A 13,135-nucleotide genomic window follows, 5' to 3' on the forward strand; every position below is an offset into this window, starting at 1 on the left:
CAGTCGGTAAATCTTTGACTGGACCGCCGCCTTCGCGAGCAAGCCCGCTCCCACATTTGATTGGGTTTACAACCAGCCGCTGCTTTGCATGGCCTTGTAAACCGCCACCACCGCCAGGACGAAAAACGCCGTCGCCGCGAGTCGACGAATCAAGGTCAGCGGCAGCTTCTCCGCCGCGAAATTCCCCGCCAAGACCACCGGCACGTTCGCAATCAGCATGCCCAGGGTGGTGCCGATAATCACCAGCCACAACTCCGGATACTGCGCCGCCAGCATCACCGTGGCGATCTGCGTCTTGTCACCGATTTCCGCAAGGAAGAACGCAATCAGCGTGGTCAGGAACGGCCCGAACTTGCGTGTGGTACTGGCTTCGTCATCGTCGAGTTTGTCCGGCACCAGGGTCCACAGCGCCGTGGCGCAGAAACTCGCCGCGAGGATCCAGTGCAACACCGCATCCGAGAAGAAACTGCCGAACCAGGCCCCCACGGCACCGGCGGCGGCATGGTTGGCCAGGGTTGCGGCGACGATGCCGGCGATGATCGGCCAGGGTTTGCGAAAGCGTGCGGCCAGGATGAGGGCGAGCAGCTGCGTCTTGTCGCCGATTTCGGCCAAGGCAACGATTGCGGTAGGAACGAGTAATGAATCCAGCATCAGGTAGGTTTCCAGGGGCGGGTCGACACGGCTATGACACGTACAGCCTTCCCGCCCCGGGTAAGGTGTGCGTGTCATAGGTCTTGTCAAACCCCGGTCCGTCTGTGCGGACTCCTGGGTCGCATACGCCATGGTCTGTTGACCAAGTATGTTGACGTATGCCGGACGAGCGTGGCGCTCGTGGGAGACTACTCCCCTAGGACGGAGCGGATTCTGCCTAGGCAAAACCCATTCGGCAAGCCTTCTTTTTCAAAAAACCATCAGCCGCGTTTGGCACGGTAAATGCGGAAACCATTGCCTTCGGCCTTGATCGCGCAGATGCCCAGGTGCTCTTCGATCAGCGGTTGGTACTTGAGGAAGCTGTTGGCAACCAAGCGAAGTTCGCCGCCTTTTGCCAGGTGTTTCGCGGCTTTTCGCAGCAAGTTTTCCGTGGCGAAATAATCCGTGTGCACCCCGACATGGAACGGCGGGTTGCTCAAAATCGCGTTCAAACCCATCGGTGCGGCGTCGATGCCGTCACCGGTCAACACCTCGGCTTCCAGACCATTGGCTGCCAGGGTCAGGCGACTGCTGGCAGCGGCGAACGCATCCACGTCCAGCAGCGTTACGGTGTTATGCGGGTAGCGACGTTTGACCGCCGCCCCCAGCACGCCCGCGCCGCAACCGAAGTCCAGCAAATGCCCGCTGGGCAGTTTGTCCAGATGCTCAAGCAACAGCTCGGTGCCGCGATCCAGGCGCCCGTGGCTGAACACGCCCGGCAGGCTCACCACCTTGAGCGGCCCTTCGGCCAGCGGCACATCGAAGACCTGTGCCAGGCTTTCCAGCTCGACCGCTTGCGGGGCGTTGGCCACGGTGACTTGCCACAGCTGGCAATGCCGCGCGTTATCGAGCTTGCGGGGTTTGCCGAAAGGGCTCATCTGTTTGGCGGCGCTTTCGATGCCGCCTTTTTTCTCCCCGACCAGAAACAGCTCGGCACCGGGCAGGCGCGCGGCCACGGCGTTGAGCAGGTAGTCGGTGAGGTCCTTGGACTTGGGCAGGAAAATCACCGCCGCATCAAACGCGCGCTCCGGCACGTTCACGCCGAACTGGCTGCGCTCGGGGAAGCGTGCGTCGAGCGCGGCCTGGTCACCGGCATGCCAGCACCAGCCGTGGGCATTGGGTAGGCGGCCGAGCAAATCGTCGGCGGGCAACCCGACCAGCAGCAGGTTGCCTTGAAAAAGTTCGGCCTGACGAAGCAGTACTTCACTGCGCGGATCCATGGTCTGCTCCTTGAAAAGGGGCGCAGTTTATCAACTGACGACACGCAGCGGGGCACCGCTGAAAAAGCCTCGGGCGTTTTCGGCCAATTGGCCGACGATTCGTTGCCGCGCTTCGCGACTGCCCCAGGCGTTGTGGGGGGTGACGATCAGCCGAGGAATGTCGCCAGCCAGCAGCGGGTTGCCCTGCACCGGAGGCTCCACGCTGAGGACGTCGGTCGCCGCGCCGCCCAGATGGCCACTGCGCAAAGCGTCCGCCAGCGCCTGTTCGTTGATCAAGCCGCCGCGCGCCGTATTGACGATAAACGCGCCGGGCTTGAGCAGCGCCAGTTCGCGGGCACCGATAAAGTCGCGGGTGTGTTCATTGAGCGGGCAGTGCAGCGTGAGCGCGTCGACCTGCGTGAGCAATTCATCCAATGGCATGCGGTCGGCGCGGGCAGGGCGCCCGGGAATTGCGCCCAGCACCACGCGCATGCCAAAGGCCTCGGCCAGGCGCGCCACGGCACTGCCCAATTCGCCATGGCCGAGCAGGCCAAGGGTTTTGCCCTCCAGCTCGACAATCGGGTAGTCCAACAGGCAGAACTGCTTGGCCTCTTGCCACTTGCCTGCGGCAACGTCCCGTTGGTAGTCGTTCAAGCGTGTCGCCAGGTTAAGCAACAGCATGATCGTGTGCTGTGCCACCGACGGTGTGCCGTAGCCCTGGCAGTTGCTCACGGTAATGCCGTGGGCGCGGGCGGCGGCGAGGTCGACATTGTTGGTGCCGGTAGCCGATACAAGGATCAACTTGAGCTCGGGGCAGGCCTCCAGGGTTTCGGTGTTGAGGGCGATCTTGTTACTGATCGCCACTTGTGCACCTTGCAGGCGCTCGACCACGTTTTGTGGCGTGGTATGTGCGTACAACTGCAGGTCGCTGAAGCTGTTGCGCAATTCGCTGAGGTCCAGGTCCCCAAGGTCCAGGGACGGGTGATCAAGGAAGACGGCGCGGCGATTGTTCGTCATCAACTGTACCTTTTGCGACAGGGTTCGAAGGCGTAATCTCCCGAGCCTATCAGATGAAATAATCAGTTTCTTACTGGAGTGAGTATGTACGCCGCCGAGTTTTTGACCGTAGCCTTGATTCACTTGTTAGCGGTGGCCAGTCCCGGTCCGGATTTCGCCGTGGTGGTGCGCGAGAGTGTGACCCATGGCCGTCGCGCCGGAACCTGGACCGCGCTGGGTGTTGGTTCGGCGATTTTCCTTCACGTGGGTTACTCACTGCTCGGGATTGGCTTGATCGTGTCGCAGTCGATCGTGCTGTTCAACGCGTTGAAATGGGCGGCGGCGGCTTACCTGCTGTACATCGGCTTCAAGGCGTTGCGCGCGCAACCGGCCAAGCCCGTGGCCGAGGGCGAGTTGCACCGTGAAGTGGGTGAACGCACCGCGCGTGGGGCGTTTACTGCAGGGTTTGTGACCAATGGCTTGAACCCTAAGGCCACGTTGTTCTTTCTGTCGCTGTTTACGGTGGTGATTAATCCGCATACGCCGCTGGCGATTCAGGCCGGTTATGGGGTGTACCTGGCCGTGGCGACGGCGGTGTGGTTTTGTCTGGTGGCCATGTTGTTCAGCCAGCAGCGCGTGCGGGCTGGGTTTGCGCGCATGGGGCACTGGTTTGATCGGACCATGGGGGCGGTGTTGATTGCTATTGGTGTGAAGCTTGCGTTTACCAGCATGAAATGAGGTGGGGTTGGTTTTTTTGGGGGGCTTGGTTTTCGGTAGATGGGGTACATATCCGTTGCTGCGGTAACGGCTGCTTAGGGTTCCGCCCTTACGGCGGGTCACTTTTTTACAAACGCCTAAAAAAGTAACCAAAAAACGCTTTGCCCCACCACTCGGTGCCTCGCCCAGGCTCGGCATGCCCTCACGCAGGCTTGAATCCGTGGGCCGCCGCAATGGGCCATCCTTGGCCCAGTGCGGCTAACCCGGCGTCCTGCCGGGTTACCCACGGATTCAAGCCTGCGTGAGGCCAGCGTGGTTAACGGGGCCTGTCAGATCAAGATCAACAGCAGATCAAAGTCAAAAGCAGAGCACGGCGGCCTGACAGCCGACCTGAGTGGTAGAAGCGAAAGCAGGGCAAAACACAGCAGAGGCAGATCAGAAGCAGAACTGCTTTTCTGTGGGAGCTGGCTTGTCGGACCGCCGAACCGCTGCGATGCAGACACATCGGTACATCAGGCATATCCAGTTGATGCTATCGCAGCGGTTCGGCGGTCCGACAAGCCAGCTCCCACATTGACGGTGTACAGCCTGAAGAGCAGCACACCCTCTACCTGATGCACCGAGGTCAAAATGTGGGAGCGGGCTTGCTCGCGAATGCGGCGGGTCAGTCACCAGATGCATCAACTGACACACTGCTATCGGGAGCGAGCCCCTTCCCACATTTATCCGAGTTCAGTTTCCAAGATCAGCTCGGCTGTAAGGCCGCCGTGCTCTGCTTTTGATCTTGATCTGCTGTTGATCTTAGGCGCCCCGTTAACCACGCTGGCCGAACGCAGGCTTTGGAGCGTGGGTAACCCGGCAGGACGCCGGGTTAGCCGCGTTGGGCCAAGGATGGCCCATGGCGGCGGCCCACGGTCCAAAGCCTGCGTGAGGGCACACCGAGCCTGGGCGAGGTGCCGAGTGGTGGGGCAAGAGTCCTTTGCTTACTTTGGGGCTTTTCCAAAGTGAGTCGCCGTAAGGGCGAAACCCATAGCTGCCATGACGCTTATAACGGATATGTACTCCGTAGCCCGGTGACAACCATAAGGCTTGCAGATAGTTATCCCCCGATAGTGCCCACATTTCATCTCAGCAATGCTCCACTAATGGCGCAAAGCTAGCATTCATTGAGCGCTGCAAATCATTCCTTTGGCTGATTTAGCTGAAACACAAGCGCTCTAAAGTGCAGGTCTTCAAGCCAAGACCGTGCAGTCAGATAAGGGATTCGTATGTTGCAGACCCGTGTTATCCCGCCCGCCGAAGGCGCTTACCAATACCCGCTGTTGATCAAGCGCCTGTTGATGTCCGGGGCGCGCTATGAGAAGACCCGGGAAATCATCTACCGCGACAAACTGCGCTACACCTACCCAACCTTGATTGAACGCGTGGCCCGCTTGGCCAATGTGTTGACCGAAGCCGGGGTCAAGGCCGGTGACACCGTTGCGGTGATGGACTGGGACAGCCACCGTTACCTGGAGTGCATGTTCGCCATCCCGATGATCGGTGCGGTGATCCACACGATCAATGTGCGGCTGTCGCCGGAACAGATCCTCTACACCATGAACCACGCCGAAGACCGCTTTGTGCTGGTCAACAGTGAGTTTGTGGGCCTCTACCAGGCCATTGCCGGGCAGTTGACCACGGTCGACAAGACGCTGCTGCTCACCGACGGCGAATCCAAAACCGCCGAGCTGCCCAATCTGGTCGGCGAGTACGAAACCCTGCTGGCAGCCGCGAGCCCCCACTACGACTTCCAGGACTTCGACGAAAATTCGGTCGCCACCACCTTCTACACCACCGGCACCACCGGCAACCCCAAGGGTGTGTACTTCACCCACCGCCAGTTGGTGCTGCACACCATGGGCGTGGCGACCATCATGGGCAGTGTCGACAGCGTGCGCCTGCTGGGCACCAACGACGTGTACATGCCGATCACACCGATGTTCCACGTCCACGCCTGGGGCTTGCCGTATGTGGCAACCATGCTCGGCTTGAAGCAGGTGTACCCCGGCCGCTACGACCCGGAATACCTGGTGGAGTTGTGGCGCAAGGAAAAGGTCACCTTTTCCCACTGCGTGCCGACCATCCTGCAAATGGTGCTCAACGCCAAGGCTGCCCAGGACGTGGACTTTGGCGGCTGGAAAATCGTCATCGGCGGCAGCGCGCTCAATCGCACGCTGTATGAAGCGTCCAAAGCGCGTGGCATTCAATTGACCGCCGCGTACGGCATGTCCGAAACCGGGCCATTGGTGTCCTGCGCCCATCTCAACGAAGAGTTGATGGCCGGCAGTGAAGACGAACGCACCACCTACCGCATCAAGGCCGGCGTGCCCGGGCCGTTGGTGGAGGCGGCAATCATCGACGGCGACGGCAACTTCCTGCCCGCCGACGGCGAGTCCCAGGGCGAATTGGTGTTGCGTGCGCCCTGGCTGACCGAAGGCTATTACAACGAGCCGCAAAAGGGTGCCGAGCTGTGGGAAGGCGGCTGGATGCACACCGGCGACGTGGCCACCCTGGACGCGTTTGGCGTGATCGATATTCGCGACCGCATCAAGGACGTGATCAAGACCGGCGGCGAGTGGATCTCGTCCCTGGCCCTCGAGGATCTGGTCAGCCGTCACCCGGCGGTACGCGAAGTAGCGGTGGTGGGCATCGCCGACCCGCAGTGGGGCGAGCGCCCGTTTGCCTTGCTGGTGGTGCGTGATGGCCATGTGATAGGTGCCCGCGAGCTCAAGGAACACCTCAAGCCTTTCGTTGAACTGGGCCACTTGAGCAAGTGGGCCATTCCTAGCCAGATCGCCGTTGTTACTGAAATTCCCAAGACCAGTGTCGGAAAACTCGACAAAAAACGTATCCGCATCGACATCATTGAATGGCAGGCCAACAACAGCACGTTCCTGTCCACCCTCTGACGCCTCTCGCCGCGCCCGGTCGGGCGCGGCAATGCTCTATCTCGCGCCTCCACTTGTGATTTGCCAATTTTCAGCCATCCTTGCCTCGCCGGCCTTCGTCGGCGTGGCGAAAGGGTTGTGGCAGACGGGTTGGTGATGCAAATCACACTTTAGAGGGATCAAGCAATACCCCCCGCTGGCTATAGTCCCTTCCAGAGTTTTTCAAGGATGTTGTGCATCGGGCCATTGGGGCGCGGTTGCAATTTGGCATTGGAATCGTTGTATTCCGGCCGTTACAAGCATCCAGAAGACAGACTCACTGCCATAACAATAATGCACATGGAGTAGCGTCGATGACCTCAGTAAACCAGTTCTGGCGCCGGGCAAGACTGCCCCTGGCCGTCAGTCTCGCTTCTACGCTCGCCGGGCCCGCATTCGGCGTCAGTTTCAACATCGGTGAAATCGAAGGTAGCTTTGACTCATCCCTGTCGGTAGGGGCGAGCTGGTCGACTGCCGGTCGCAATAAAGACCTGATCGGTGCCAACAACGGTGGCAGGGGGTTATCGCAAACCTCCGATGACGGTCACCTGAACTTCAACAAGGGCGACTCCTTCTCGAAGATCTTCAAGGGTATCCATGACCTTGAGTTGAAATATGGCGACACCGGCATCTTTGTGCGTGGCAAGTACTGGTATGACTTCGCGCTGCAAAACGAAGACCTGGACTTCAAGAACGTCAGCAACGACAACCGTAAAGAGGGCGCCAAGTCCTCTGGCGGGCAGATTCTCGATGCCTTCGTCTACCACAACTACACCATCGCCGATCAGCCGGGTAACGTGCGTCTTGGCAAGCAGGTCGTGAGCTGGGGCGAAAGTACGTTCATTGGCGGCGGTATCAACTCGATCAACCCGATCGATGTGTCTGCATTCCGCCGTCCGGGCGCCGAGATCAAGGAAGGCCTGATTCCGGTCAACATGTTCTACGTGTCCCAGACCCTCACCGACAACCTCTCCGCAGAGGCGTTCTACCAGTTGGAGTGGGACCAGACCGTGGTGGATAACTGCGGTACGTTCTTCTCGCAGCCGGACGTGATTGCCGATGGTTGCAGTAACAACCTGCGCGTCTTGAACAAGCGTTCTACCATTCCTGGCGCGGCGTTGCCAACCCTTAACGCGCTTGGCGTCGATGTGAACAACGAAGGCGTGCTGGTGCGTCGTGGCGGTGATCGTGATGCACGCGACAGCGGCCAGTTCGGCGTGGCCATGCACTACAACTTCGAGCCGCTGGACACTGAGTTCGGCGCGTACTTCATGAACTACCACAGCCGTGCGCCGATCTTCAGTGCAACCGGTGCGCCAAACTCGGCCTACACCCGTCCGCTGGGGCCATTGGCGGCATTGCGTCCGTTGATCGTGGCGGGCAGTTCGAATTACTTCGTTGAGTACCCGGAAGATATCCGCCTCTATGGTTTGAGCTTCTCCACCACGTTGCCTACCGGCACCGCCTGGAGTGGCGAGTTGAGCTATCGGCCAAACGCGCCGGTACAGCTGAGCACCACCGATATTCTGTATGCGGGCGTCACACCGATTCCGGGCTTCGGCAATGCGTCGGTGCTCAAGGGCACGCCGGGTCAGGACCTGCATGGTTACAACCGCAAGGAAGTGACTCAATTCCAGACCACGTTTACGCACTTCTTCGACCAGGTGATGGGCGCCACCCGCCTGACAACCGTGGGCGAAATCGGCGTGACCCATGTGGGCGGCCTGGAGAGCAAAAACCAGGCACGTTATGGCCGTGATCCGGTCTTTGGTCCCGGCACCCTGCCTGGCGGTTTCTGCAACGCACTCAACAATTCGACAGCCAACGGCGCAGGCCTGCCCAATGCGTCCGGCCTGAACACCAACTGCAACAATGACGGCTACACCACGGCGACATCCTGGGGTTACCGCGCCCGGGCGATCTGGGAATACCCGGATGTGTTTGCCGGTGTGAACCTCAAGCCCAACGTGGCCTGGTCCCATGACGTCAAAGGTTACTCGCCAGGCCCTGGCGGCAACTTTGAAGAGGGTCGTAAGGCCGTCAGCCTGGGTGTCGATGCCGAGTACCAGAACACCTACACCGTCGGCCTGAACTACACCAACTTCTTTGGTGGCAAATTCACCACGGTGGATGATCGCGATTTCATCGCTCTGAGCGCCGGCGTGAACTTCTAAGCAGACTCTTTTCAGATGCATGTAATTCAGGAAGAACCAGAACATGAAAATAACTAAAAGTCTGTTGCATGTGGGTGTGCTTGGGCTGTCGATCATGGCGGGGAGCGTCATGGCGGCAGTCTCGGCGGATGAGGCGGCCAAACTGGGCACGACCCTGACACCGATGGGCGCCGAAATGGCCGGTAACGCGGCCGGCACCATTCCGAAATGGTCGCCACTGCCGACCAATGCCGGCGCTGTGGATGCCCGTGGTTTCCTGGCCAATCCGTATGCCAGCGAACAACCGCAGTTCACCATCACCGCGCAGAACGTCGAGCAGTACAAAGACAAGCTGGCGCCGGGGCAGTACGCGATGTTCAAGCGTTACCCGGACACCTTCAAGATGCCGGTCTACCCGACGCATCGCGGCGCCACGGTGCCGGCCGATGTGTTTGCCGCTATCAAGAAGAACGCCACTACCACCAACCTGGTGTCGGGCGGCAACGGCCTGGAAAACTTCGAAACCGCTGTGCCGTTCCCGATTCCCAAGAGCGGTGTTGAGGTTATCTGGAACCACATCACCCGTTATCGCGGCGGCAGTGTGACCCGTCTGGTTACCCAGGCCACCCCGCAAACCAATGGTTCGTTCAGCCTGGTGTACTTCCGCGACCAGTTCGTGTTCCGCGACAAGATGAAGGACTTTGACCCGAAAAACCCGGGCAACGTGCTGTTTTACTTCAAGCAGCAAGTGACCGCGCCGGCGCGTCTGGCCGGTGGTGTACTGTTGGTGCACGAAACCCTCGACCAGGTCAAAGAGCCGCGTTCGGCGTGGGTCTACAACGCCGGCCAGCGCCGTGTACGCCGGGCACCGCAAGTGTCCTATGACGGGCCGGGCACCGCTGCCGATGGCCTGCGTACCTCTGACAACCTCGACATGTACAACGGCGCGCCCGACCGCTACGACTGGAAGCTGGAAGGCAAAAAAGAAATCTACATCGCCTCCAACAGCTACAAGATCGACGATCCGAAACTCAAGTATGTCGACATCATCAAGGCCGGCCACATCAACCAGGACCTGGCACGCTATGAGCTGCGCCGCGTCTGGCACGTGGTCGCGACCTTGAAGGAAGGCCAGCGCCACATCTACGCCAAACGTGACTTCTTCATCGACGAAGACACCTGGCAAGCAGCCGTCATCGATCACTACGACGGTCGTGGCCAGCTGTGGCGCGTCGCCGAAGCCCATGCCGAGAACTACTACGACAAACAAGTGCCGTGGTACGCCCTGGAAACCCTCTACGACCTGCAGTCCGGCCGCTACCTGGCACTGGGCATGAAGAACGAAGAGAAGCAGGCGTATGACTTCGGCTTCACCGCCACCACCAGTGACTTCACCCCGGCCGCCTTGCGCCAGGACGGTGTTCGCTAAGCAGCACTCGCTCGACAATGTGGGAGGGGGCTTGCTCCCGATAATGCTGTATCAGTCACTCAATACATCGACTGATCCACCGCTATCGGGAGCAAGCCCCCTCCCACTTTTGTTCGTGGTGCTCCGGCTGGGATATTTTTTGTCGCAGTTCTTTTTCAGGCAAATGTTGCAAAGATCTACAAACCTGCCGCTTTTACCGCTAGTCTGCGGACATCTGCAATGCCGACAACAGCCTTCTACAAGAGCCCGGCGATGACTGATCTGTCCCGAATCCAAGGGCCTGCAAGTGCTGTGATTCCGACGCTGGAAGCGCGCTTCTACAGGCCTCCGTTGCCTGACGGCTATGTGCTGCGCCCACGCCTGTGCGAGCGGCTGAGCGCCGGGCTGGAAGGCCGGCTGTTACTGGTCAGCGCCCCGGCCGGGTTCGGCAAGAGTTCGTTGGCGGTGGAGTTCTGCCAGAGCCTGCCCGCCCATTGGCAAAGCCTGTGGTTGGGTTTGAGCCCTCGGGATAACGACCCCGGCCGCTTCCTCGAGCGCCTGCTCGACGGTTTACAACAATACTTCCCACAACTCGGCGCCCAGTCCCTGGGCCTGCTGAAAATGCGCCAGCGTCACCAACCCTTTGCCTTTGAAGAGTGGCTTGATGGCTTGCTCGATGAGCTGACGCTGCACTTGTCCACGCGCGCGCCGATATTGCTGGTGCTGGATGACTACCACCTGGCCCAGGGCCCGGTGCTGGATCGCTGCCTGCAATTTTTCCTCAACCATTTGCCCGATGGGCTGCTGGTCATGGTCACCAGCCGCCAACGTCCGGACTGGCATCTGGCGCGACTGCGGTTGTCGCGGCACCTGCTGGAGCTGCACGAACACGACCTGCGCCTGACCCATGACGAGTCGCTGGCGGTGTTGGACCGGCACAGCAACTCGCTGCGCGGCGAGGCCCTGGATAACTTGATTCGTCGTAGTGAGGGCTGGGTGGCCGGCCTGCGTTTCTGGTTGCTGGCCATCTCCGAAGCCGGCGATGAGGCCGTGTTGCCGCAACACTTGCACGGCGGCGAAGGGCTGATTCGCGATTATTTGCTGGAAGAGGTCATCGACTGTCTGCCGGTTGAAGTGCAAGCCTTTTTGTACGACACCGCCCCTCAGGATCGTTTCTGCAGTGAGCTGTGCGACGCCGTGCGCGAGGCCCACGACAGCGCTGAAATCCTCGGGTATTTGCAGGCCCACCAAGTGTTTCTGGTGCCGCTGGACGAGCAGGGCCACTGGTATCGCTACCACCATCTGTTTTCCGACTTGCTGCGCACCCGCCGTGCCAGCAATGCCACGTTGCCGATTGCCAGCCTGCACCTGCGGGCCTGCCGCTGGTTCAACGCCCAGGGTTTGATTGACGAGGCGGTGGAGCAGGCGTTGCGCGCCGGCCACCTGGATGTGGCGGCGAACCTGGTGCAAAACCTGTCGGAGGAGCAACTGCTCGCCGAACAGAATGTCGGCATGCTGTTGCGTTGGAAGATGGACTTGCCCGATAGCCTGCTGATCAGCACGCCGCGGTTGATCGTGCTCTACAGCTGGGCGTTGGGGCTGGCCTGCCAGTTGGATGCGGCAGAAGAGTTGTCCGGCTATCTCAGTCGCTTCCTGCCGGCGCCGTCGGCCACTGCGCAAAAATCGATGCTGGCGCAATGGCTGGCGCTGAGCGGGATCATCGCTCGCGGCCGAGGCGATCGCGAGTTGACCCAGCGCTATTGCAGCGAGGCGTTGGAAAGCTTGCCGCACAAGCGTTACGGCCAGCGCCTGATGTGTTTGTCGACCCTGTCCAACCTGGCCATCGTCGACGCTGATCTGTGGCGCGCCCGTGGCCTGAACCGCGAATCCCTGGAGTTGGCCCAGCGCGTCGGCAACCCGCTTTTCGAAGCGTTGGCCCACTATGATCGGGCGCGTGTCCTACAAGCGCGCGGCGAAATCCTGCGTTCTCTGGATGAAGTGCGCCAAGGCTTGCAGCGCTTGCAGGGCCTGGCGCCCCAACGCCTGTACGCCGTGCGTGCGCGGTTATCGCTCTACGAAGGTTATTTGCTGCTGGTGCGTTACCAGCCCGAGGCCGGCCTTGCGCGCTTACGCGCCGGCTTGAGCGAGGCCCGCGCCTGCCGGGATATCAGTGTGTTGATCGGGCATTGCGTCATCGCCAGCTTTGAAGGACGGCGTGGCGATTTTCCGAAAGCCTTCGCCGAACTCGCCGAAGCCGAGCGCTTGATGCATATCTGGGATGTGCCGCCGATTTACTACCTGGCGATGATCACCCTGATCAAATGCGAGCTGTGGCTGGCCCAGGGTCGCACTGACCTGGCTGACGCCTGGCTGGCGCGGTTGGGCCAAACCTACAACGGCGAGCACGCCGCGGCCGCCCCGGAGTTTCACCCACACCTGCCGCAACACATCGGGCTGCAACAGGCCGCGCTGGATGCGACTCGGCATCAGCCCGCCGCCGCATTGGAGCGCCTCGAAGACCTGGCGCAACAGGCGCATAACAGTGGGCGCCAGATGATTGCCCTGATGGCGCTGACCCAGCAGGCGTGTTTACTGCTGGAGAGTGGCCAGGAAGCCAAGGCGCGGCCGATAGTCGTTAAGGCCCTTGAAGCCGCCGCCGGTGGTGCGTTACAGCCGTTCCAGCGCCTGCTGGAACGTTACCCGGACTGGATGCGTGAGCAACTGGGCAAAGACCCCCATGGTTTGCTGAACCAGAGTCTGTTGGCGCTGTTGCCGGCAGTCGCTGACGCGCCGGCGGCGCCCAGCCACGAAACGCTGAGCACCCGCGAATTGGCGGTGCTGCAACTGATCGCCCAAGGCTGTTCGAACCAGGAAATCAGCAATCAGTTGTTCATTTCCCTGCACACGGTGAAGACCCACGCCAGCCATATCAACAGCAAGTTGGGCGTGGAGCGTCGCACCCAGGCGGTAGCGCGGGCCAAGTCGATGGGCTTGCTGGCCTGA

At 60.6% G+C, this 13,135-nt stretch carries 8 protein-coding genes and 1 riboswitch; of the genes, 5 read left to right on the forward strand and 3 right to left on the reverse strand.

The features are described from left to right. Positions 1-66 precede the first annotated feature (66 nt). The 3 genes from CPH89_RS15675 to CPH89_RS15685 form a co-directional block, all read right to left on the reverse strand. Complete coding sequence (locus CPH89_RS15675) at positions 67-651, reverse strand: TMEM165/GDT1 family protein (protein WP_053254447.1); 585 nt, start codon at positions 649-651, stop codon at positions 67-69. An 88-nt stretch (positions 652-739) separates the two neighbouring features. Next, positions 740-861: riboswitch (yybP-ykoY riboswitch) on the reverse strand. 50 nt (positions 862-911) lie between these two features. Then, a complete protein-coding gene (locus tag CPH89_RS15680) occupies positions 912-1,910 on the reverse strand; it encodes a methyltransferase (protein ID WP_053254448.1) in 999 nt (332 codons plus the stop codon). A gap of 30 nt (positions 1,911-1,940) precedes the next feature. Continuing rightward, positions 1,941-2,906 carry a 2-hydroxyacid dehydrogenase gene (locus tag CPH89_RS15685; protein WP_053254449.1) on the reverse strand — a complete coding sequence of 322 codons (966 nt, stop codon included), beginning with the start codon at positions 2,904-2,906 and terminating at the stop codon, positions 1,941-1,943. A gap of 84 nt (positions 2,907-2,990) precedes the next feature. Here CPH89_RS15685 and CPH89_RS15690 point away from each other — a divergent pair, with 84 nt between their 5' ends. The 5 genes from CPH89_RS15690 to CPH89_RS15715 all read left to right on the forward strand — a co-directional run bounded on the left by CPH89_RS15690 (position 2,991) and on the right by CPH89_RS15715 (position 13,135). Continuing rightward, the gene (locus tag CPH89_RS15690) at positions 2,991-3,623 is read left to right on the forward strand and encodes a LysE family translocator (RefSeq protein ID WP_053254450.1); all 633 of its coding nucleotides are present in this window, start codon (positions 2,991-2,993) and stop codon (positions 3,621-3,623) included. Positions 3,624-4,870: 1,247 nt separating this feature from the next. Continuing rightward, complete coding sequence (locus CPH89_RS15700) at positions 4,871-6,553, forward strand: fatty acid--CoA ligase (protein WP_053254451.1); 1,683 nt, start codon at positions 4,871-4,873, stop codon at positions 6,551-6,553. A 332-nt stretch (positions 6,554-6,885) separates the two neighbouring features. Beyond that, positions 6,886-8,745, forward strand: coding sequence for a DUF1302 domain-containing protein (locus tag CPH89_RS15705; RefSeq protein WP_053254452.1), 1,860 nt, complete (start codon positions 6,886-6,888; stop codon positions 8,743-8,745). A 43-nt stretch (positions 8,746-8,788) separates the two neighbouring features. Next, complete coding sequence (locus CPH89_RS15710; protein ID WP_053254453.1) at positions 8,789-10,153, forward strand: DUF1329 domain-containing protein; 1,365 nt, start codon at positions 8,789-8,791, stop codon at positions 10,151-10,153. Between the two features lie 252 nt (positions 10,154-10,405). Next, complete coding sequence (locus CPH89_RS15715; protein WP_053254454.1) at positions 10,406-13,135, forward strand: helix-turn-helix transcriptional regulator; 2,730 nt, start codon at positions 10,406-10,408, stop codon at positions 13,133-13,135.

The sequence above is a fragment of the Pseudomonas fluorescens genome (assembly GCF_900215245.1).
Lineage (GTDB): Bacteria > Pseudomonadota > Gammaproteobacteria > Pseudomonadales > Pseudomonadaceae > Aquipseudomonas > Aquipseudomonas fluorescens.